22 protein-coding genes are annotated in these 22794 nt (G+C 59.5%); 10 read left to right on the plus strand and 12 right to left on the minus strand.

Translation table 11 applies throughout. The features are described 5' to 3' along the window. Positions 1–19: 19 nt before the first annotated feature. From NKH02_RS18365 to NKH02_RS18415, 10 genes are all read right to left on the minus strand, one after another. Complete coding sequence (locus NKH02_RS18365) at positions 20–436, minus strand: c-type cytochrome (protein ID WP_352880517.1); 417 nt, start codon at positions 434–436, stop codon at positions 20–22. Next, complete coding sequence (locus NKH02_RS18370; protein ID WP_352880519.1) at positions 429–1307, minus strand: cytochrome c oxidase assembly protein; 879 nt, start codon at positions 1305–1307, stop codon at positions 429–431. Before NKH02_RS18370 ends, NKH02_RS18365 begins: the two co-directional genes overlap by 8 nt. Beyond that, positions 1295–1603 carry a hypothetical protein gene (locus NKH02_RS18375; RefSeq protein ID WP_352870808.1) on the minus strand — a complete coding sequence of 103 codons (309 nt, stop codon included), beginning with the start codon at positions 1601–1603 and terminating at the stop codon, positions 1295–1297. The genes NKH02_RS18370 and NKH02_RS18375 overlap by 13 nt, the downstream gene beginning before the upstream one ends. Continuing rightward, positions 1600–2202, minus strand: coding sequence for a cytochrome c oxidase subunit 3 (locus tag NKH02_RS18380; RefSeq protein ID WP_352870809.1), 603 nt, complete (start codon positions 2200–2202; stop codon positions 1600–1602). The genes NKH02_RS18375 and NKH02_RS18380 overlap by 4 nt, the downstream gene beginning before the upstream one ends. After that, positions 2199–4109 (minus strand): cytochrome c oxidase subunit I, encoded by a 1911-nt coding sequence (gene ctaD, locus NKH02_RS18385; RefSeq protein ID WP_352880521.1) that lies wholly within the window; start codon positions 4107–4109, stop codon positions 2199–2201. The genes NKH02_RS18380 and ctaD overlap by 4 nt, the downstream gene beginning before the upstream one ends. Continuing rightward, positions 4106–5098: a cytochrome c oxidase subunit II gene (coxB, locus tag NKH02_RS18390; protein ID WP_502913827.1), complete on the minus strand. Its 993-nt coding sequence runs from the start codon at positions 5096–5098 to the stop codon at positions 4106–4108. The genes ctaD and coxB overlap by 4 nt, the downstream gene beginning before the upstream one ends. Beyond that, positions 5089–5703 carry a c-type cytochrome gene (locus tag NKH02_RS18395; protein ID WP_352870835.1) on the minus strand — a complete coding sequence of 205 codons (615 nt, stop codon included), beginning with the start codon at positions 5701–5703 and terminating at the stop codon, positions 5089–5091. The genes coxB and NKH02_RS18395 overlap by 10 nt, the downstream gene beginning before the upstream one ends. Before the next feature lie 4 nt (positions 5704–5707). Then, the gene (locus NKH02_RS18400) at positions 5708–8104 is read right to left on the minus strand and encodes an FdhF/YdeP family oxidoreductase (protein ID WP_352880523.1); all 2397 of its coding nucleotides are present in this window, start codon (positions 8102–8104) and stop codon (positions 5708–5710) included. Between the two features lie 818 nt (positions 8105–8922). Continuing rightward, positions 8923–9354 (minus strand): YybH family protein, encoded by a 432-nt coding sequence (locus tag NKH02_RS18410; protein ID WP_352880525.1) that lies wholly within the window; start codon positions 9352–9354, stop codon positions 8923–8925. Between the two features lie 133 nt (positions 9355–9487). Beyond that, positions 9488–9772, minus strand: a complete 285-nt coding sequence (locus tag NKH02_RS18415) for a hypothetical protein (RefSeq protein ID WP_352870817.1) — start codon at positions 9770–9772, stop codon at positions 9488–9490. Positions 9773–9830: 58 nt separating this feature from the next. Between NKH02_RS18415 and NKH02_RS18420 the strand changes: the two genes are divergently transcribed. After that, positions 9831–10091: a hypothetical protein gene (locus NKH02_RS18420; protein WP_352880527.1), complete on the plus strand. Its 261-nt coding sequence runs from the start codon at positions 9831–9833 to the stop codon at positions 10089–10091. Between the two features lie 398 nt (positions 10092–10489). Here the strand turns inward: NKH02_RS18420 and NKH02_RS18425 are convergent, their stop codons facing one another. Further along, positions 10490–11566 carry an FAD-binding oxidoreductase gene (locus NKH02_RS18425; RefSeq protein ID WP_352880529.1) on the minus strand — a complete coding sequence of 359 codons (1077 nt, stop codon included), beginning with the start codon at positions 11564–11566 and terminating at the stop codon, positions 10490–10492. Positions 11567–11657: 91 nt separating this feature from the next. After that, positions 11658–12515, minus strand: a complete 858-nt coding sequence (locus tag NKH02_RS18430) for a LysR family transcriptional regulator (protein WP_352870821.1) — start codon at positions 12513–12515, stop codon at positions 11658–11660. 131 nt (positions 12516–12646) lie between these two features. On the opposite strand from NKH02_RS18430, the gene NKH02_RS18435 reads away from it, so the two are divergent. From NKH02_RS18435 to NKH02_RS18475, 9 genes are all read left to right on the plus strand, one after another. Continuing rightward, positions 12647–13729 (plus strand): amidohydrolase family protein, encoded by a 1083-nt coding sequence (locus NKH02_RS18435; RefSeq protein ID WP_352870822.1) that lies wholly within the window; start codon positions 12647–12649, stop codon positions 13727–13729. 11 nt (positions 13730–13740) lie between these two features. Continuing rightward, positions 13741–14094 (plus strand): Rieske (2Fe-2S) protein, encoded by a 354-nt coding sequence (locus tag NKH02_RS18440; RefSeq protein ID WP_352870823.1) that lies wholly within the window; start codon positions 13741–13743, stop codon positions 14092–14094. 123 nt (positions 14095–14217) lie between these two features. After that, positions 14218–15825 (plus strand): ABC transporter substrate-binding protein, encoded by a 1608-nt coding sequence (locus tag NKH02_RS18445; protein ID WP_352880530.1) that lies wholly within the window; start codon positions 14218–14220, stop codon positions 15823–15825. A 91-nt stretch (positions 15826–15916) separates the two neighbouring features. After that, the gene (locus NKH02_RS18450; RefSeq protein WP_352870825.1) at positions 15917–16963 is read left to right on the plus strand and encodes an ABC transporter permease; all 1047 of its coding nucleotides are present in this window, start codon (positions 15917–15919) and stop codon (positions 16961–16963) included. Continuing rightward, positions 16960–17844: an ABC transporter permease gene (locus tag NKH02_RS18455; protein WP_352870826.1), complete on the plus strand. Its 885-nt coding sequence runs from the start codon at positions 16960–16962 to the stop codon at positions 17842–17844. Before NKH02_RS18450 ends, NKH02_RS18455 begins: the two co-directional genes overlap by 4 nt. After that, positions 17834–19465, plus strand: a complete 1632-nt coding sequence (locus NKH02_RS18460) for an ABC transporter ATP-binding protein (RefSeq protein WP_352880532.1) — start codon at positions 17834–17836, stop codon at positions 19463–19465. Before NKH02_RS18455 ends, NKH02_RS18460 begins: the two co-directional genes overlap by 11 nt. A gap of 792 nt (positions 19466–20257) precedes the next feature. Then, positions 20258–20455: a hypothetical protein gene (locus NKH02_RS18465; protein WP_352870828.1), complete on the plus strand. Its 198-nt coding sequence runs from the start codon at positions 20258–20260 to the stop codon at positions 20453–20455. An 801-nt stretch (positions 20456–21256) separates the two neighbouring features. After that, positions 21257–22495: a DUF7305 domain-containing protein gene (locus NKH02_RS18470; protein WP_352880533.1), complete on the plus strand. Its 1239-nt coding sequence runs from the start codon at positions 21257–21259 to the stop codon at positions 22493–22495. A gap of 4 nt (positions 22496–22499) precedes the next feature. Continuing rightward, a partial coding sequence (locus NKH02_RS18475; protein WP_352880534.1) for a TadE/TadG family type IV pilus assembly protein occupies positions 22500–22794 on the plus strand: 295 nt, incomplete at its 3' end.

Genomic DNA, 22794 nt, shown 5'->3' on the forward strand with positions numbered 1-22794 from the left:
CAAGGCAAATATCGGGGTCTCATTGGGCGTAGAGATAGGCGGCAAGGTCTTTGGCTTCCTCTGGCGAAATGCCGGTCGCAGGCATCGCGGTCCGCGGCGAAAAGCTTCGGGGCGAAACGATCCATGTGACAAGGTTGCCGGAATTGTTTTCCAGCACGCCCGCTATGTACACACGCTTCGAAAGCCCGGTCAGCGGCCCACCGGTCTGGCCGTCAGCTCCCGGTATGCCGGGAATGGTGTGGCAACCGGAGCAGCCATACCGGCGAAAGATTGCTGGAGCCCGATCAGGGTCGCCGCCGGTGATTGTTTTGGCCACCACCGCTCTGGTGTGGTTGTCGCGCGCGACGTTGACCGCGACGAAAGCGGCCGATGCCGCGACGAGGACAATGCCCATCAAGGTCGCACGGCCCGTGGGAGAGGTAGGCAGGTCAGGCATTTTGTGCCCGTCTTTCGCTCGCGCCGCGAATCCAGAGCGCCAGCATCGTCATTGCCGCCGCCGCATAGATCGTGCCGGCAGGCACCCACATGATGATGCCCGCCATCTGCTGATCTTCCAGGGGTGTTAACCCCCAGGCCATCGCGGGCCGGGTCTGAGCCACGTAGAGCACGCGTGGAGCGAGCGCCATCAAAGCACCCAAAACGCTGGTGTGGATCATGGTTGCGAACACATGCCAGGCTGAGGTGCCGTAATCGCTTCGCCAAACAATTGCCCACCAGAACAATATCGCTGTCGCCAAGAAGCTGAGATGCTGGAGGCGGTGCAATGCCGTGTCGTTCACGGCCGCGTCGAACAACACCGGGACGTGCCAGGCCCAGATGGCCAAGCCATGAATGATGGTCGCGTTTGTGGCACACGTACACCAGTCCCATGGCCCGCATATCAGAGGCGAACGCATCAGTGACCCAGCGATGCGACGGGCTTTCCCAGGTAGGCCCCAGAGCAGGATGCCAGCCGGGCGTGCCAGCACGATCAAGGGCGCCGCCACAGCCATGACGATCTCGTGCTCAATCATATGAAAGGTAAAAAGATGCTCGCCTAGCCAGTGAAGCGGCGAGAGCAGCGCGCACCCCAATGTCAGCATGCCGAAGCAGTACGGCAAGGCGCGGACGAGCAAGCCGCCCGGCCTTCGGCTTCGCGATGCCAGCCTTATGATGCCTAACCCATACAGGGCGGCAAGGATGGCAAATGGTCCTGCGATCCACGGATCAAAGGTCCAGGGATAGCCCGCAGGATATACATCGTCGCCGTGTGCCATCGCCGGGCTAGCAACCATAAACGAGATCAGTGTGCAGATCAGCGTTGGCATGGGTCCAGCAGCACCGTGGCCGCCCCCTGCAATGACAGCGCAAAAACAAACGCTAGCGCGATCAGAAAGCCGGCATCGGCGATGAACCGTTCGGACTTGGCCGTTCCCGTTGAAAGCGCTCGTGACACCATGACGCCAGCAACCGAAACGAGGAGGAGGATGCCGCAAGAGATTGCGGTCCACAGGCCATTCCGTTGGCAATCGGTGTAGGGCGTGACCTGTCCAAGCTGGGTGTTAAGGGCCCAGGCTAGGGGCGGCACCACAAGGCCTGTGTATTTCAGCCAACGGATCGTCATAGCCGTGGAACCCAATAGAGGCAGGCATACATTGGCAACCACGTCGCCACCACAAAGTTCCAGTACATCGTGTTGTCGCTGACGTCTCCGAAGCGTCGCGCGTTGTCGCCATGCCGCGAAAACATCAGGCAAGTCAGCACCAGCGTCTCGACCAGATCGGTCAGAATATGCGTCGTGTGCAGGCCGAGCATGACCCACACGATCGAGCCGTAGGCGTTTTGGTCCCACTTGATATGCATAGCGGGAAACTCGAAGGCACGCAGGATAAGCGGCGCCATGCCGAGCAGCGACATGACGATCAGGCCGATACGAACCTTCAGCAAGTCCTGGTTACGTGCCCAGCGGGCGAGGACGATGTTGGGAACAAGGCTTGCCACCAAGAGAGCTGTCAGGGTCGTTCCGGCAAGTAGATCAGGAGGTGGGGCATCCAGGGGCCAACGCTGGGCCAAGCTCATGAGATAGAGATAGACAACGATCGAAAGCGCAAAGCCCGTGCCTTCGATGAGCATGAACGCAAGCGTTCCCCACCAGGACACACTCGCGGTGCCGAGGCCGTGCGGCGGAAGGTCCGTCAGGTCGAGCGTGGTGCCTTCTTTCATGACTCGTCCTCCGGCACGCCCTTTGGCCAGAACCAGCCGATGAGTGCGATCGCCACTGGGATCGACCCCCAGACCACTGCCCACGGGGTGAATATCGACCAGATCAGCGTCGCGCTGGTGGCAAGTGCTGCCCATAGCGGCCAGATCGAATCCCCCGACGACGATTCTCGCGCTTCCGGAATCGCTTCGACGACGCTGCTGACCAACAGTTCACGACGGTCGACACGGAGGCCTGCGGCAACGGGGAGGTCATCTGAGTGGTCTGATAAAGGTTCGAGACTGCCGACCACCGGCAGCCGGGCGAAATTGTACGGCGGCGGCGGCGAAGAGGTCGCCCATTCGAGGGTCGAGGCCCCCCAAGGATTGGATGGCGCGGCGGCACCTGACCTGGCACTGCGTATCGCATCGACGAAAAACAGCAGGAAACCGAGAGCGAGAATGATCGCGCTGAGGCTGATGAACATATTCAGGGCGGACCATGGCATCTCAGGCTGGTAGGTATAGATGCGGCGCGGCATGCCGCGCAGACCAAGAATATGCATGGGGAAAAAGGTCAGGTTGAAGCCGGCAAAGATCAGACCGAAGACCCAGCGCCCGAGTGTCTCGCTCATCATGCGGCCCGTGAGTTTAGGGAACCAGTAATAGGCCGCGCCAAGCAAAGGAAAAACCGCGCCGCCGATCAGGACATAGTGGAAGTGGGCGACGACGAAATAGGTGTCGTGGACTTGTGTGTCGAACGGGACCGACGCCACCATAACGCCGGTCAGGCCGCCAATGACGAAAGTAACCACGAAGCCGATGACGAACAAAAACGGTGTCTTGAAGATCGGCCTGCCTGCCCACATCGTCGCCAGCCAGCAGAATATCTGCAGTCCCGCCGGGACCGCGATCGCCATGCTCGAGGCGGTGAAGAAACTCTGTCCAAGCCGGGGAAGGCCTGCGACGAACATATGATGGACCCAAAGTCCAAACGCCAGAACGCCCGTGGCGATGATGGCCATCACCATGGCCAGATAGCCGAACACGGGCCGCCGCGTGAATGTCGCGACGATGCTCGATACCATCCCCACCGCCGGCAGAAAGATGATGTAAACCTCAGGGTGTCCGAAGAACCAGAACAGGTGCTGCCACAGCAGCACATCGCCGCCTTCGGCGGGATTGAAGAAATGCGTCTCGACCAGCCGGTCGAGAATAAGGGACGTGGAGGCAATCACGATCGCCGGCATCGCCAGGATGACAAGAAACGACGTGACCAGCATCGACCATACGAACAAGGGGATCCGGTCGAGAGACATTCCCGGGGCGCGTTGCTTGAAGACCGTAACGACGATTTCGACGGCCACGGCGAGTGCTGAAACCTCGGTGAACGTGATCATCTGCGCCCAGATGTCAGCTCGCTTTCCCGCCGCGTACTGGGGCCCGGACAGCGGAACATAGGCGAACCAGCCGATATCCGGTCCAGCATCGAGCACAAAGGCGAGCCACAACAGCAAGCCGCCGGCGAGATAGATCCAGTAGGAGAACGCATTGAGCCGCGGGAAAGCGATGTTGCGCGTTCCCACCATCAACGGCACGAGGTAGACGGCCATCGCCTGCATGACGGGCACGGCAAAAAGGAACATCATGTTCGTGCCGTGCATGGTGAAAATCTGGTTGTAACGGTCGGGCCCGATGAAGCGGGCTTCGGGTTGCGCCAGTTGCAGCCGCATCAGCAGGGACAAGAACCCGCCCAGCGCCAGGAAGACAAAGGCCGTGGTGATGTAGCGCCGACCGATGATTTTGTGGTCGACGGTCGATAGAATACCCCAAAGGCCCGGCGGTGTTGACCAGACCGATGCAAGGCGGCGATCGAGTTCAGCATCGTTGAAGGCGGTGTCGCGCGAGTCGCTGCCATCTCTGCCCGTCATTTCAGGCTCTCCATGTAGGCGGAGATATTCTGCAGTTCGGCGCTGGTCAGCGGGACCATCGGCATGTTGTTTCCGGGCTTGAGCGTCTGCGGATCGGCAATCCAGGCAGCGAGCGACCCGCGCGTGGTTTCCATTAACCCGGCGGCGATCGTCCGCCGGCCGCCGATATGCGTAAGATCCGGTCCGGTCGTGCCATTGGCGGGTGTGCCCCGGACCGTGTGGCAGGCAGCACAGGGCTTTGCCAGAAAGGCCGCCCGTCCTGCGGCGGCGTCCGGATCGGCCGGCGTCATCGCATCACCACCCTGCGAAGCCGCCCAACGGTCATAGTCCGCTGGCGCCTCGGCGACGACCATGATCGCCATATGGCTATGCTGCAGGCCGCAGAACTCGGCGCATTGCCCCCGGTAGACGCCTGACTTTTCGGCTCGCAGCAGCACACTGTTGGAACGACCCGGAACAAGATCCTGCTTTCCGGCAAGGCTGGGCACCCAGAACGAATGAATGACATCGAGGCTTTCAAGCCGAAGATGAACATCCGTCCTGATGGGAATGTGAATTTCGTTGGCAGTCTGAAATCCGGGCGCTGCGCCGGCGCCGGCATAAAAGACCTGCCACCACCATTGCTGTCCCCGCACAGTGATCGTAAGGGCGGCGCTTTCCGGGACGCCAATATTGCGGGTGGTGTAGAAACTCGCGATCGTCACGCCGGCGATGATGGCTACGGTGGCCGCGACCGCGGCAACCACCGTCATTGTCAGCCGTGCCTCGTGTTTCGCGTTGTCCGCTCCGGCGCGGCGGCCCCTTAGAAGCGCCACGCCAAGCGTGGCCATCACCAGCACCCAGACCACCGTGCAAATGGCGATAATGCCGATGATCAGGTGCTCCACATGCATCGCGGGAGCGCCGTGCGGATCAAGTGCCGACTGATTGCCGCTGCAGCCCGACGCGAGGGCGGCAATCAGAAGGGCGCTGACGGCTCTCAAGGCGATGGTCCCGGCTCTGGGCCGACCGGTCCTTCGTCGAACAGGATTATCGCCGGGCCGCGATTTTCGGCCGGGCGGGTGTGTTTATCATCATTGCGACTGGGCGCGGCTATCTTCGGCGTGTAGGAACCGATTGTCTGAACATATCCTGCGAGCTGCCAGATCTGCTCGATTGTCATTCGGCCGTGAAATGCGGGCATGCCGTGCGGGCGGCCGTCCCGGATGGAAGCGACGATGGAAACCATCTCGGGCCCGTAAAGCCACCAGCCGTCAACCAAGCTGGGCCCGGCTCCGCCGCGACCATCACCATGGCATGCCGCGCAACCGAACCAGGCGTAGAGGCGCTTACCCTGGCTCAGATTGTAAGCGTCCGTTTCATACGGCTTGCCAAGCGCAAAATAACTCTGGGGCGGGGTTCCGCTGATGCCGTTGGGCATGGGACGGAACCGGTCGAGGTCGGCGGCAGCCGGCGGATCGAGGCGAAGCTCTCTCGGTTGCCGCAGCCAACCGAGCAGACCGCCCACGCCAACGAGAAGCAGAAGCGCGCCCGCCGCCAGCGCCGACGTCGGATTTGCGACGGTCCTTTCTGTCAAGCGGTTCTCTGCCCCCATGGGATCAATCATCTGGAGTTAAGCGAGGTCGGCTAAGGCGGACTGGCAAAAGCTTGTATGACGGTGTCTTCGACTTCGGGTCGTGATGGGCCAATGGAAAGAGCGGGTTGGTTTCGGGAAAATACGCCGCGCAGCAGCCCTGTGCGATGTTGTAGGGAACGATCCTCAGGCCGGTGACCTTGCGGACGAAATTGTCGTCGATGGCGGTGGTCACATCAACGAATTCGCCATCTGCGAAGCCCAGCCGGTCGATGTCTTCCCCATTCATGAACACAATCCGGCGCGTGCCTTCAACGCCGCGAAAACGGTCGCTGTAGCCATAGATCGTGGTGTTGAACTGATCGTTTGATCGCAGCGTCGCAAGGTGCAGAACATCGGTTCTGCCAGACGTGGAAAATTCGGGAAAGAGTTTGCCTGGTGTAATGAAATTCGCTTTCCCGCTTTGGGTCACCCATTTTCGCTCGCGTGCCGGCAGCGGCCGGGCAAACCCGCCAGGCTTGAAAAGCCGCTTGTTGAAATCCTTGAAGGTTTCCGGGTACGTCCGCTCGATGGCGTCGCGGATTTCCGCATAGTTGCCGACCCAGGCGTCCCATGGAGCCTTGGTCCTCCCAAGCGTGGCCTTGGCGATGCCGGCGACGATCGCGGGCTCCGACAGAAGGGTTGGACTTGCGGGCTTTGCTCTTCCGCGAGAACCATGAAAGTGGGCAATTGAGCTTTCCATCGACACGGCCTGCGGACCAGTCGCCTGCTCGTCCACCTCGATACGGCCGAGGCAAGGCAGGAGATAGGCGATCTCGCCGTGCAAGACATGACTGCGGTTGAGCTTGGTCGCGATCTGCACGCTCAGACGCAGTGCGCGCCATCCCTCTTCCATGGCGGTGGTCTCAGGCACCGCTTTCAGGAAATTGCCGCCAAGGCTGATAAAGGCACGGGATTGGCCGTTCATGATTGCTTCGCATGTCTCGACTGTCGAGCGGCCTGTCCAGCGCGGCGGTTCAAATCCATAAAGCTCGGACAATTTGTCCAGCGGTGCTAGCCCCGGCTTTTCCGTTATTCCGACGGTGCGCTGTCCCTGAACGTTGGAATGGCCGCGGACGGCGCAGATATTGGCTCCGGGCTTGCCGATATTGCCGCGCAGGAGCGCGAGATTGCAAACCATATGGACGTTCTGGACGCCCATGAGGTGTTGCGTCAGGCCCATGCCATACACCATCAGCACGGCATCGGATTTGGCGTAGATGGCCGCGGCCTGCATCATCTGATCGCGGCTCAGTCCTGACACCCCCTCCAGCTCATCCCACTGGTGGGCTCGTGCCGCTAAAGCAAAATCCTCGTATCCGGCCGTATGCTCCTTGATGAAATCATGATCGAGCACGTGCTTCTTATCGGCCGAGGCCATTGAGGCCGCGAATGCGACCATTGCCGCATCGTCAGGATCCTTCGGCTTGCCGTCCTCTCCTGCTACCCGACTGGCGCCTGATGCCTTGAGGGCATCGTCGGCTTCGATGAGCGCCTTGCAGACGCCGAACAGAGCGGCGATATCGCCGCCATTTTTGACCTGATAATATTCCGACGAAATCTTGGTCTCTTGGCCGGTCAGCATCTGAACCGGCGACTGCGGATTGATGAAGCGCTCCAAGCCGCGTTCGCGCAGCAAGTTGAAGGTGACGATCTTCACGCCGCGATCGACAGCGTCCTGGAGGTCGTGCAGCAGGCGCGGGGAGCACGTTCCCACGTTTTGGGCGATGTAGAAAATGCAGTCGGTGTTTTCGAAGTCCGACAAAATTGCTGTGCCGACAGAGGCGCCGATACTTTCCGGAAGTGCCACCGACGAGCTTTCGTGGCACATGTTGGAACTGTCCGGTAAATTGTTGCTGCCATACATGCGGGCAAACAACTGATACATGTAGCTCGCCTCAAGAGATGCGCGGCCCGAGGTGTAAAGGTCGACCTGGTGAGGATCGAGCGCGCCCAGCTCCCTGCCGATCTCGTCGAAAGCTTCTGCCCACGCCACCGGAACATACTTGTCGCTGATCGCATCCCAGCGCATGGGATGGGTCAACCGGCCCTGTTCCTCCAAGTCATGATCTGGCCAGAATTCCAGCTTGCTGAGTGTGTGTCTTTCGAAGAACGCGGGGTCGGCCCGTCGGGACGTGATTTCCCAAGCCGTCGCCTTTGCTCCGCTTTCGCAGAATTCGAGCGGATGCGGTTGAGCAGGTTTTGCCCAGGCACAACTGACGCACATATATCCTTCGGGCTTATTCTGGATCGAAAGCAGCTTTGGCGCTTTCAAAGGGACGTGCTCTCTCGCGATGATCGCGGCCACGGATTTAGCTGAGCCCCAGCCGCCGACCGGTCCGCCGTACGGTTTGATTGTGGCCGACCTTGTTTTCGATGTCATTTCTGCCTCGTTTGCATAAAGCGAGGCCGGAGCTGGTCTCACCCATATCGACGCGATGCCCGCCGGCAAGTGAAGCGACATTCGAGAACATACTGGCAATATCCAGGTCACTGATCAGTCTGCCGAGGCTGGATACTAGAACTTGGAATCTGGCGCCTGGTTCCACGCAGGGTGGCTTGGTTGAGGTCGCCTCTTGGCAATCGGCACGACCAGATTTGCCCTGTGGCGAATGTGCACTGCAGTGGCAGAAGTGCGTCTGCGTTCTGAACGGAGGAAGCCTGATCCCGAGCCTGCGCGCCCGTTATGCGGATGTGCTTCCCTCCTAATGATTGGTCTAAGCCAGACCGAGCTTGCTGAGCGCGCCAGAATCTCGGCACCAACGCTTCGCAGAATGGAAGCGTCCACAGGCCAAGCCTCCGGCTGCGTTAACAACGTTATCGCCGTCAGGCAGACACTGGAATGGCTTGCGTGATCTTCCTGGCAGAGGGTGAGACGACCGCCGGCGGGCCGGGCGTTAGGCTGCGTACTTAAGCTCAAGTCAAGCGGAAGGCGAAGGCTTAGCGGACGACCTCATCCTGCCACATGACGCGGCGTCAAGACTCAGCTATGTCTTGAGGCGCGGCGGACCTGATTGGACCGTCTGGCCGGCGCCAATTCAGGCAACCTCCCTCTTGAGTGACGCCGGCCTTCTTCCTCCTGCTTAGATCGTCGGCTCGCGCCACGCCGGTTTCGTTGGTTGCGCCGATTCCTAGATCACGACCTCACACCACGAGGCCAGCGCAGCGTTTGCCCCTTCGCTGAAATCCAGCGCGCTCGCTCTACTCCCCGACAATGGACGTCGGCGGGCGTGCCGAGGTTATCGGATCGGCATGACGAAGGACGATCCTCCACCCGCCTTCCTCCCGCCGGAATATGGTGGTGACTCGAAGCGCAATCGGCACCAGTTTGTTTCCACCGCCGACCTTGGATTGGAACCGCTCGACCTCGATGATGTATCCCAGATCGGCCGTCGCATACTCCGAGATGCGATCAAAGCCGATGACTTTGCCGTCCCGGTAATTGGTGGCGGCCCGTTCCATGATCTCTGCGGCCTTTCTCCATCCCTTCGCCGGCGGGCCAAAGGGATTTGCAATAATGACGTCGTCCTGTCGCGAGTAGAGATTTTTCAAGGGCTCAGGATCGCCCTTTACGAAGGCATCCCGAGCCAGATGATCCTGCTCGATAAATTTCGTTAGGTCGGAGGCTAACATCGGTTCCTCCTGGAAAATCTTGCCGTTTTCGAGAGCGAAACAGCATACTCCTGCACGCTGACGCAAACAATCGGGGGAGGCGCGCGGCACAGAGCCCCACCAGCGCGTTTCCACCGGCCGCTGTCCGACATCCCTATCGGCTGGCCTCCGTGTGCGGCGCAAAGAAGCAGCGGATGGTCATATTCGGGGGCGACGTGCAGATGTGATATTGGCTGTCTTCGCTCTCAAGGACGCGGTTCTTGGGGATGAAATATCGGCTCTTGGACCCCGTGCGGATATTGAAATCGCCGCCCGACAGCGGCTCGACATAGCGCGGGCTGATGACCCTACAATCCTTCTTATCGTCGCAGCATTCATAGCCGGTGACCGGATCATGGTAGCCGGTATACCAGCTGTGAGCGACGGCGAGCGCGATCAAAAAGAGCCTCATGTGTCAAGAAACTTTGCGCCTCCAGCCGAATATTAGCAATCCCTTGATGGAGCCCGGGACCGCTCCAGACCCATTCCCTTTGGCGCAGAGAATTGGCATTGGGGATCTGACCGCCACGGTGCGACGGCGGGTCGATGAGGACTTCGTAAGCATCTCGATTCCCCCCTATAATTTTCCGCATTCGATCATCGATCATTCAAAGGTGAAGCGCGGGCAGGAGATCGAGCTGACCGGCGTGGCCACGCGCATCGATGATCAACATCGACAAGGTGCGGCTGGTCGAGAAATACCGGGCTCCGACACGTAAGAGGCGGCAGCGAGAATTGGTGTATTAGCCTTGCCGTAGAGAGCCCGCGCCACGGAGGAGAGGGGGTGATGGCGCGGGCCTGCCGATGTTTGCCCACCAGCCTTACGCCGGAGCCAAGCAGCGGCATCCGAAGCATTAATTCAACTATTCGAGACCACTAATGTTCCGTCAGCATTGACTGCGCCGGACCTGTGCCGTTCCGCTGATGAACGGCGCATCCTTGCCGGTGATGTGTCCTTCATCGTCTTCAACAGGTTGTTCTGGTGGCTGCAATTACGAAGTCGCCCATTTGCCGCGCCAACAATACCGCGTGGCTGAAAGGCGGCGGCGTCTCATTTTGAGGCCAGACCCGGACGCAAATGCGTGCGCACGGCCACATCTTCAACGGTCAACAACGCCTAAACGTCGAGCAAAACCGTTCCTTGTGGGCGGCTGCAACATGCCAGGACATAGCCGGCCGACTTCTCTTCAGCGTTCAGTCCGCCTAGGTCGTCCATCGCAACTTCGCCGGATAGTTTGGCTATTCGGCACGTTCCGCAAACGCCCTGCTGGCAAGCGGTCGGGATGTAGATGCCACAATTCCGTGCCGCCTCCAGCAGGGTCTCTCCGGGCGTGCATTGATACTCCACGCCCGAGCGGGCGAAACGGACCGAAGACGGAACCGCTGAACCCATTTCCGAACGCGAACCGTTGCTGCCTCCGAAACTCTCCTCGTGGTACTGGGCCGGCGGGAAGCCAATTGCGTCAAGGCAGGTGCGTGCCGTCTTCATGTACCCTTCGGGCCCACAGGCAAAAACGGTGCGCTTGTGGAGATCGGGAACCAGGCTCAGCAGCATCCGACCACCAATTCGGCCAGTTGAACCCGTCCAAGCGGGACCTCCCTGACTGCAAACCAAAGTCACTTGAACGTTGGGAAAGCGAGCGGCAAGTGCTTCCAGTTCCGATCGGAAGACGATGTCGCCTGGCGTTCTCGCACTGTGAATGAAGCGGATCTCCCTGTCATCCGCGCGATCGGTAAGTGCACGCAGCATGGACATGACCGGAGTCACGCCGCTACCGCCCGAAAGGAAAACGGGTTTCTGAGCCGGCAACTCATCAAGATTAAACGAACCGAGCGGCCCTTCGATCTCGATCTCGCTGCCTGGCCTCACATTGTCATGGAGCCAGTTGGAAGCGAGCCCGCCCGGCGTTCGTTTCACCGTGATCTGAAGATCAAGCGGTCGTGTCGGCGGTGATGATACAGAGTAGGAGCGCGTGATCGCGGCACCGTTAATCCTGAGATGCACGAGGACATACTGGCCGGCGCTGAAGCAGAACATTCGATCCGCGGCAGACGTGAGAACGAATGTTTTCACATCGTGCGTCTCGTCGATTACGCGACGGCAGAGCACAACATCTCGCGTCTTTTGTGCCCATTGGCGCTGACGCAAGGTGGGCACGATATCGGAGGCTTGGACGGAAGCGTATGCGTTCATTGTTCGGCTCGGCTTTGCGATCGAGCGAACATGCCAGTTCTTAGCCCATAAAACAGCAGTATTAACCCAACGTTATGATCGCTAATTTCGATTAAACTTCCAGCGACATAACCGCGAGATGGAGAGCTCGGATGCCTTTGCGAATGATCGGTTCGTGTTTGCGACGTGCCAGTATCGCCGTGTGAACTGGCTGGTGCAGCGTCGGCGCTCCTTCGACGAGGAACGATGGAAGCTCGGCGGTGAACCGGCGCGCATCATCGCTACGCATGTAGCAAGTGCCGCCCGTTCGCCGGAGCATGATCTCCGCCAGCGTTTCCGATCCGGTCGAAAGTCGACAGATCGCCAATTGAGCCAGCAGCTCCGCGTGCGTTTTCTCCAGCAGAACGGTGTAGCCTGGGCGGATGTAGGTGTCAGGATCAACATCCGACAGCGTTCTGGCCGCAGTCGAAACCATTACATATTCTTCGACCATCAGGTGCTCGTAGGCGATTTCGGGCAAGTAGCGAGGGGCATAGAGCACCGCGATGTCCAGGTTTCCCATGCTCAAGTCGCTGACCATCTGGTTCGAGTAATCCGACTCGATATGAATCGAGGACTTCGGAAGTACCTGGCACAGTGTCTCGACCCACCCGGGTAGGACTGAGCGGGTCATGCCCACTTGGGCGGCAACGCGCAAGGTGCCTTCGAAACGGTTGAACGCGCGTACGTCGTGGCGAGCTTGCGACCAGGTCGACAGCAGAGACCTGGCGTAAGCTTCGAACCGGCGTCCCGCGGCAGTCGGCTCTGCCCCGGCGCGTCCACGCTGGAACAGTTCGGACCCAATTGCGCTCTCCAGGTTCTTGATGCGAGTGCTGATCGTCGATTGGGTCAAGCCCAACCGATCCGCGGTCCGATTGAAATTTCTTGACTCGACGATGTCGAGAAAGGTTTCGATGTAATCAAGCTGCATTGAACCCCCGATCGAAAAACTCGATCATATTCGCACGTTTCATAAGCTTGATCAAACGAAACCCAAGGCGGAAGCTGCACCAGTCAGCGACCCGGCAGCATCGCCGGGACGAGGCTATGGAGCGGAACAAAGTGTTTATAATCGACTGCGATTGTCATAATTACTGGTCAAGCGCCACGGTATTGCAGCCCTACCTTTCCGGCCTCTGGAAGGACATGTTCGTCGAAGGCGAGAAGACAGGTCCCGTTGGGGCCTTCCCGCACGGCCATCGTCCCTGGTTTCATCCGCAGGATTTCTCCCGCAAGGACGTCCGTCCGAAAACCGAAACCGATAACTATCTCATCATGAAAGAGAAGCACCTCGACAAGTACAAGATCGACGTGGCGATCCTGACGGGTGACGAGCCGATCGAGGCGTCAACCCTCGCCAACCCCTATTATGCCAGCGCCTTGGTCAGCGCCTACAATGACTACCAGATCGATCAGTGGCTGCCGAAGGACGACCGTTTCATGGGCTCGATCATCATCGCGCCACAAGATCCAAAGCTCGCCGCCGCCGAGATACGTCGCCTTGGCAATCACCCGCGCATGGTCCAGGTGCTCGCCTCCCAAGGATCCGTAAAGCCGTATGGCGACCCGTTCTACCACCCGATTTACGAAGCCTGCGCTGAAGTAGGGTTGCCCTTCGCCATACATCTGGGCGGCCATGGCGGAGTGAATTCAACTGCCATCGCTCCTGCCCCAACGACATTCTTCTGGGAGACCCACGCTATCCTCCACATGTCGGCAATGTCGCACGTGGCAAGCATGATCGCGCATGGCGTCTTCGAGAAATGGCCGGACCTCTATTTCGTGATTATCGAGTGCGGCGTCGCTTGGGTCCCATCGGTACTCTGGCGCCTGGACGCCGACTACAAAGCGCTGCGCAAGGAGACGCCATGGCTGAAGATGCTGCCATCGGAATATTGCCGGCGCAACATCCGCTTTTCCACGCAGCCGCTGGAACAGCCCGCAAACATCCAGCATCTGTGGTCCACGCTCGAGGCGATGGACGGCGAAAACACGCTGATGTTTGCGTCGGACTATCCCCACTGGGATTACGACGACGCAAACACGCTGCAGATCCCTCCTGCCTGGAAGAGCAAGATCATGGGACTGAATGCGCTGGAGGTCTACAAACGCATCCCGCGTGCGCAAGCCGCGAATGCCGCCTGAGGAACGATGTGATGCCCGAAAAGACCTACATCTGCCGCGTCGACGAAATCGAAACCGGGTCTCCCTTTATCGCCAAGATCCGCAGCTTTTCGGTTGGCGTTTTCCGCATTGGAGAGTCGTTCCACGCGCTACTGAATGTTTGTCCGCACCGCGGCGCTCCACTTTGCGAGGGACCGCAGTGTGGAACGACCGCGCCCGTCGAACAGGCGCAATTTATCTATCATCGCGAAAACGAGATCGTCCGATGCGCCTGGCACGGCTGGGAATTTGACATCAAGTCAGGTGAGGCCTTGGTCGATCCGACCGTTCGCGCTCGCACATTTCCAGTCACCGTCGAGGCCGGCGGCGTCTATGTGACGGCCTGATTGGCGCAAAACCGATTGGGATTGGAAAAATTCGAAGGAAAGGTGGCCGCAGCCAACCAGCAGATTCGTTCGCAGGTGCTTTGACGAGAAATAACGCGGAGAACTCCGCAATGGGAGAGTCAAATGTCAGAATCTGAATACAAGCTTGGTATCGCTCGAAGCCTGATCGGTGGCGGCGATGTTTCCCGCCGCGACTTCATTCATCTCGGGCTGGCCGCGGGCCTGACCGTCGCCGCCGCCGACAAGCTGTTCGTGAGCACGGCGCGGGCCGAACCGATGCAGGGCGGCTTCGCCAAGCTCGGCATGGCTCACGGCGCGACGACGGATTCGATCGATCCGGCCGGCTACCCCGATACGTTCACACAAACAGCATTTTCCGGCTCGCTGTCCAACAGCCTCACTGAGGTCGACGCCAAAGGCAATGTCCAACCGGACCTCGCCGAGAGCTTCGAATCTTCGGATGGGGCCAAAACCTGGGCCTTCAAGCTGCGCAAAGCCGCAACCTTCCACAACGGCAAGACTGTGACGGCGGATGACGTCGTGACCTCATTGCAATATCACATGGGCAAGGACACCAAATCGGCGGCGAAGTCGCTGTTGGAGTCCGTCGCCGAGATCAAGGCGGACGGCCCGGAAACGGTGATCTTCACGCTCAAGAGCGGCAATGCCGATTTCCCTTACATTATGAGTGACTACCATCTGGTCATCATGCCAGCCAAGGACGGCAAGGCGGATTGGGCCTCAGGCGTTCGCACGGGCGCTTTCGTACTCGAGAACTTCCAGCCCGGCGTTTCGGCCAAACTCAAGCGCAATCCGAACTACTTCAAGAACGGCAAACCCTACCTCGACGAGGTGGAGTTCATCGCCATTACAGATCTTGCCGCTCGCATGGCGGCGCTGTCTACGGGGGAGGTGGACTATATCGGCCGCGCCGACTTGAAGACCCTCGGCATGCTGAAACGTAATCCCAAGGTGGAAATCGTCGAAGTCACTGGCTACGGTCACTATACCTTGCCGATGAATGTCACGATGGCGCCGTTTGATAATCCGGACGTGCGAATGGCATTGAAATGGGCGATCAATCGTCAGGAGATCGTCGACAAGATCTTTCTCGGCCACGCCACCGTGGCCAACGACAACCCGATCGCGCCAGCGATCAAGTTCGCCAAGGATCCGCAACCGCAGCACAGCTTTGATCCGGAAAAAGCCAAGCACTACCTGAAAAAGGCCGGAATGGAGAACCTGAAAGTGGATCTCTCGGTCGCCGATGCCGCTTTTGCAGGCGCGGTGGACGCGGCTTCGCTCATTCGCGAGACGGCAGCCCAATGTGGCATCGACGTCAATGTCGTGCGTGAGGCCGAGGACGCCTACTGGGACAATGTCTGGCTCAAGAAACCCTGGTGCGCTTCCTATTGGAGCGGTCGAGCGACGGCCGACTGGATGTTCACCCAAGCCTTCGCCGCCGACTCCAGCTGGAATGAGTCGTTCTGGAAAAATCCCCACTTCAACGAATTGCTTGTCCAGGCGCGGGCCGAGACGGACGAGGCCAAACGAGCGGCGATGTATGCGGAGATGCAGCAGTTAACCCACGATGATGGCGGCAGCATCGTGCTGGTCTTCAACAATTTCGTCAGCGCTCAATCCAAAAAGCTCGCACACGGCGAAGTGGCGCCCAATTGGGAGAACGATGGACTGAAAATGGCCGAACGCTGGTGGATCGCCACTGCATGAGATGGCGGGCCGGAGCCGCGTTGACTGTGAGGCTCCGGTTGGCTTCCCTGGCTGTTGCAAGAGCTGCCGCCCAAAAAGGAAACGCACGCCCATGAACCCTGTCGCAAGAACGGTTCTGCAGCGGCTTGGGCTCGGCCTGATCACTTTGTTCATCGTGTCCATCATTATCTTCTCTGCGATCGCGATGCTCCCCGGCGACTTCGCCAAGGCCACGCTCGGGCAATCGGCGACATCCGAAACGGTCGCCGCGTTCCAGCGAGAAATCGGCATCGATCGTCCACCTGTCGAGCGCTATTTTGTCTGGGTCGCGCAGATGCTCCACGGTGACTTCGGCTCCTCGTTTGCGAGCCGCACCGGATACCGGCGTACCGTGGCCGAGATCATCGCGCCACGCCTATACAATACGATGTTCCTTGCAGCGGTGACCGCGCTGATCGCAGTCCCGCTGGCCCTGGGGCTTGGCATTCTCGCCGCGCTGTACCGCAACGGCTGGTTCGACCGGCTGGTGAATGTTGTGACGCTGACAACCATCTCGTTCCCGGAGTTTTTCGTCGCCTATATGCTGGCCTACCTGGTCATCTCGCGCGACACGTTCATCGGATCCGATTTCGCTCAATCGATGCCGCATTGGCTCGCAGTCTCACTGAGCTGGGCACTCAACGCGGTTCCCAAATTTCCGACGCTGTCGAATGTGAACGACCAGACGCCGTTTTGGGAGCATGTCTGGAAAGTGGCCCTGCCGGCAATCACCCTTACGCTCGTGATCGTGGCCCACATGATGCGCATGACCCGAGCGGCCATCATCAACATGCTGGCAAGCCCCTACATCGATATGGCGCGCCTCAAGGGAATGTCCCCGATGGTGATCGTGCTGAGGCATGCCCTGCCCAATGCCTGGGCTCCCATCGTCACCGTGGTGGCGTTCAATCTGGCGTATCTCATCGTCGGAGTGGTCGTGGTCGAGGTCGTGTTCGTCTATCCCGGCATCGGTCAGTTGATGGTTGATGCGGTGAAATCCAGGGATGTTCCGGTCGTCCAGGCCTGCGCCTTGATTTTCGCCGCGACCTATATCCTGCTCAACCTGATAGCTGACATCATTTCCATCGCCACCAACCCCAGGCTCTTGCATCCACGATGACCAGCTTCGAACCTATCGCGGCGATTCAAAGGCTGAGGCGTTCGCGTGCCACCCGAGCGAAAACGGCGCTGAAGAGGGCACCCTTCAGCGCATGGTTCGGTATCGTCGTGATCTTCGGGTACGTTTTTGTTGCGGTCCTCGCGCACTGGATAGCGCCATACGGCGAGACTCAGGTCTTCAGCGAAGCCTTCGCGCCGTGGAGCCAGGAGTTCAAATTGGGAACCGATCAGCTCGGCCGCGACATGCTCACCCGCTTGATCTACGGTGCGCGCAACACCATCGCTATTGCAGTCGCGACCACGTTGCTGTCCTTCGCGGTTGGCGTCTCGCTCGGTCTTCTTGCCGCGTTGTACAGGGGATGGCTCGACCAGATATTGTCGCGTGCGGTGGACGTGTTGATGTCGATCCCAAGTCTGATCTTCGCGCTGGTGCTGCTGTCGATCTTCGGCTCGTCGATCACCAGCCTGATTGTGATCATTGCCCTTCTTGATTCCACCCGTGTCTTTCGGCTTTCTCGCGCCGTCGGGCTTAACGTGGCCGTGATGGAATATGTGGAGGTGGCGCGATTGCGCGGCGAAGGCGCGAGGTGGATCATCGCCAAGGAAATCCTTCCCAATGTAATGCCGCCGCTGGTCGCAGAGTTCGGCTTGCGATTTTGCTTCGTATTCCTCACCATCGCGGCGCTGTCGTTTCTCGGCGTCGGTATTCAGCCGCCGACGGCCGATTGGGGGTCAATGGTGCGCGAGAACGCAACCCTGATCACTTACGGCGATGTCACGCCGCTGCTTCCGGCCGGTGCGATCGCCCTTCTCACGGTCTCAGTGAATTTCGTTGTGGACTGGTTCCTGCACGCAACAAGCGGATTGCGGGATGAAAAGTAGCGGTCCAGGCTCGCGCGAAAAAGGAAAGGATCTACTGCAGATCCGCAATCTGCATGTGGAGGGGTTCTCGGACGAGCGGTGGCATCCCATCGTCCGTGGGATTGATCTGACGCTAAAGCGGGGCGAGGTTCTTGGCCTGATCGGCGAGTCAGGCGCCGGCAAGTCCACCATTGGCCTTGCCGCAATGGGTTATGCCAAGCCGGGCTGCCGGATCACACAAGGCTCGATCCTGTTCGACGGGATTGATCTTCTGGCAGTCAGTGAAACAGGGCGCCGTCGCCTCAGGGGCTCCCGCATCGCCTATGTCGCGCAAAGCGCGGCGGCCTCTTTCAACCCGGCCCACCGGCTGTTGGAACAAACCGTCGAAACTGCGGTGGCGCATGGAATTGCCAGCCGGGAAGAGGCAAACCGGAGCGCCGTCGATCTTTATCGACGTCTTCAGCTCCCAGACCCGGAGACCATAGGCTTTCGCTATCCTCATCAGGTCTCCGGCGGGCAGTTGCAAAGAGCAATGACCGCAATGGCTATGGCTTGTCGGCCGGATCTCATAGTGTTCGACGAGCCAACGACCGCGCTCGATGTGACGACGCAGGTCGAAGTTCTTGCCTCCATTCGCAACATCGTGGAGGAATTCAATACGGCCGCAATCTACGTGACGCATGACCTGGCGGTGGTGGCGCAAATGGCGGACCGCATTATGGTTCTGCGCCACGGGCTCACTGTGGAGGAGGCTGAAACACGCCAGATGCTCGCTTCGCCTGCCCAGGAATACACCAAAACGCTCTGGGCTGTGCGCAAGCTCGCGAAGCCCGAAGTTCCGGCCGACGAGTATCTTCTGACGATAGACCACGTTACCGCGGCCTATGCCCGAACCGTCAAAGTGCTCCAGGATGTCTCCATCAAAGTTCCACGCGAAAGAACGGTGGCTGTGGTCGGCGAGTCCGGCTCCGGGAAGTCGACCCTCGCTCGGGTCATCACCGGCCTCCTGCCATCGCTTTCGGGGTCGATCTCTTTTGCCGGCCAGCCCCTTTCGAAGAGCTTGAAGATGCGCCCGAAGGAGGTCCTGCGCCGCATACAGATGATTTATCAAACGCCCGACAACGCGCTAAATCCGCGCCAGACGGTCGAAGACATCATAGCGCGACCGCTTGAATTCTACCTCGGCCTTAGCGGCGCGCAGCGGGATCGCCGGATCGGCGAACTCATGCATATGGTCGAGATGAGCGAAGCTTACCTGGACCGACTGCCGGCCGAATTGTCGGGTGGCCAAAAACAGCGCGTTTGCATTGCCCGGGCGCTTGCGGCCGATCCGGATCTCATCATCTGCGACGAAATTACGTCCGCGCTCGACCAGATCGTGCAGGAGGAAATCCTAAAGCTCCTCATGCGCCTGCAAAGTGACTTCGGCATGAGCTACCTCTTCATCACTCACGACATTGCCACCGTACGGGCGATAGCCGACGAAATTGTCGTCATGCACCAGGGGAAAGTCGTTGAGCAGGGTTTGAAGAGTGAAGTTCTTACGCCGCCGCATCCGGCTTACACCGAACGGCTCTTGTCATCCGTACCGGAAATGGATCCGGACTGGCTCACAACGCTGCTGGCCAGTCGGAAAATCTGATAGGGATAGGTGGACAGGAAGAGAACCCCGTCCACCAGGCACCTGCCATCCGTCCACGTGCTTTGAAGGGCATGATCGTGCTCTTGGCTGTCCAGGCATTGTCGCCCGACAAACGGAGCCCACCAGTTCACCGTCTCCTCGCTCGGAAGCTGACGACGCGGTATTGGCCCACGCAAGACAGCAGTTTCTGTTTGCCTAAGAGAGGCGACGCGAACCTCCGCTCTGAGGCGCGAAAGATACGACGCGGTTCCTGTGATGTCTGCTTTTTGGAAGCGGCTGCTATTATCGCAATGAGGAGATGGAGGCGCGAAGCAGACATTCAGGGTCTGACCGTCTACGCGCCCGGTCCTATCATGCCTTTCACATCGTCGAGCGGAAAAGAGCCTGCATGTGTTCTGGCAGGTCGAGTTCGCCGCGTGCCTCGATCTCCAAAAAATATCGCCTGGAGATGCGGCTGCTGATGGCGGTCGGCCTCATGCCCAATGTTGTTCGCCATGGCTGGCTCGCGCTGAGCTGGACCGTTTGGGAAGGGGAGATGTGCGATTCCAGGCGGTGGAAATCGACAGGACCTATGTTGCCGAAGACTAGGGGCAGGGGCCGCTATCCTTCTCTGCCATAGCTGGACGTTGACCGAAAAACACATTGCGGCGAGTCTTGTGCGACAGGGGCCGTTTCCCCCGCCGCAACAAACCTCATATCCTTTTCTCGCGGCCGGGCCGCTTCAGTGTGCTCGCGTATGTGTGAATCCTCGCTGTATGGGCAAGCACCTCGGCCTTGCTTGGCCCGCGAACTATGACTGACCAGTCGGTCGACGACGGACGGGTATCCATCCCAAATGAACGAGACAATGGCGGCTTCGACTGGTCACACCAGACCGCCGAACTCATTGCGATGCTGCCGGAAATCCAGAGCCGGGGAGTTGCGACGACCGCTGAGGTCGATATTGAAACTTTGGGACAGCGCATGCAGGGCGAAATTGAGGCCGGGTAGCGTGATCGTGAGCCGCTCGGAAGTGGACCCCTGGTCAACCGCCTCGAGCTAGCCATCACAAGACTGGAGCGACAGATAGTCCGTACCAATCCTTTCCTGGGTCTGGGCGGCTGCCGCGGAGGAAAGACTCCGGCGCGTGTCCGCTCTGGCGCGACCGAGCCGGCCCGCTCCATCGGCTCGAATTTTCGCCAATGGTTGCCAACGTCCCGATCGGGGGTGGCAAGTAGCCGTTCGGGTCACCTGCCAGACGAGCATGTTGCGCCAGCCGCGTTGGCAGGAGCGCCAATGTCGTTGGGCGCTCATAAAGAGCCGTCCCTGGCCGTTCATCGATCTTGGCTGAACAACGCTCGGCGATGGTATCATAATCTGTCGTTTCGACCGGTGGTTGAACCTTTCGACACAGATCTTTCTTTACGGAACCAATTTCCGCCTTTGTATCCGGTCGAGCCAACGAAGTCGGCTCATGGCATCGCATCGCATGGGAATTTAGTCGCTGCTGTAGCGGCTTGAAATCACCCCGTTTGGGCGCAAAGATCATCGCGATTTTCTGGCTCGGACTGTTGTGATCACGTCGTCGGCTCGGATTAAGTGAGACTGGGTGCAGCTCTTTGAGACGTTGGCCGATGTGCCGAAATCACCCCCTTCACATCGTGGAAACGGGCTTTTTGGTCGTCTTGCTGCCTTCAATCCCCGTCGATCAGCCGCCGAACCCCTTCTTTTGGAGCACAATAGATCGCTGATCAAAAATGAACTGAACTTTTTAGCCATTCGTTCACATATGGGTGCTTTCTAATCTACGTCATGGCCTTCAATTGCTTCACCCGGATTCGACTTATAGCGGACGGTATATGCCGGGGCACCGGCGCAAATGTTGCCACGATCTTCGCCCTGACCTTGCCGATCGTTGTCGGCTCCGCCGGCTTCGGTGTCGAGACCTCGTATTGGTACTACAACAGCCTGAGATTGCAGGCGATGGCCGATGCCGCCGCCTATGCCGGCGCGCTCGAACAGATCTCAGGTTCCGACCAGCCGAGCATCGTCGCAGCCGCGACCCAGTCGGCCGCTACGAATGGGCTGGGCTCGGGCACGATCGTCATCAACACGCCGCCGGCGTCGGGACCGAACACGGCGAAGAAAGCAGTCGAGGTCATAGTCCGCCAGAACCTCGACCGGATGTTTACCTTGATCTTCACGCAGAGCCAGGTTCCCGAACAGGCGCGGGCGGTGGCCCTCATCACCGATGCCTCGAAGGCCTGCCTAACCGCACTCGATCCGACCGCCCCGCAGGCTGTACAGTTTTCCGGCAATACCAGCGTGAAGTTCACACACTGCGTCATCATGTCCAATTCGAACGCCCCGGACGCCATCAATCTTCAGGGCTCGGCGAACCTCCAGGTCGATTGCCTGATATCGGCGGGCGGCGTCTCTCTCAGCAATCCCGTTACCACCGTCTGCGCGGCCCCGATCACCCAGGCACTGCCTGCCGCCGATCCATTTGCCGACCTGCCAACGCCTGCGGCCAGCAACCCGTGCAAGAATGTTAACGGTAACAAAACGACGCAGACAATCCAGCCCGGGACCTACTGCGGTGGCATGAACCTCAACGGCAATGTCACGCTTTCGCCCGGCGTCTATGTCGTCCAGGGCAACTTCAAGATAAACGCCAACGCGGCCATTACCGGCAGCGGAGTGACCATCTTCATGTCGGGCAGTTCAACCGTCAGCATGAATGGCAATGCGTCCGTGCAGCTTAGCGCGCCGACTTCGGACACCTATTCAGGCGTTCTGTTCTACGGCGACAGGACGGGGACCGCAGCGCAGAGCACATTCAACGGGACTGCGGACTCGCTGCTGACCGGGGCCATCTACTTCCCCAAGCAGCAAGTGAACTATCTTGGCAACTTCTCGGGCAACAGCGGCTGCACTCAGGTCGTCGCCAATAAGATCCAATGGTCCGGCAATGCGACCATCAATCAGGATTGCTCGAGCCTCGGCATGCGCGACATTCCAGCCGCGCAATCCGTGGCACTGGCAGAGTAGCTTCGTGGAACGCCGATCGACGCCGATCCTTGGCGATGAAGCGGGCGTTGCGGCGGTCGAGTTCGCGCTGGTGCTGCCCATCCTGTGCCTTGTGATGCTTGGTATTCTGGACGGCTGGTCCTACGTAACGAGTTCGCTGTCGATGCGCGCCGGCGTGAAGACCGCCGCGAACCTGGTCATGAGCGGATCGGCCATTGATGCGGTGACCCAGGCCGTTGCCATTTCGAGCTGGGAGAATCGGCCGGAGGACGGCCAGGTCACGCTAAGCCGGACTTACATGTGCGGGACGACCGTGGTCG

It is taken from the genome of Mesorhizobium sp. M1396, assembly GCF_040317725.1.
GTDB lineage: Bacteria > Pseudomonadota > Alphaproteobacteria > Rhizobiales > Rhizobiaceae > Mesorhizobium.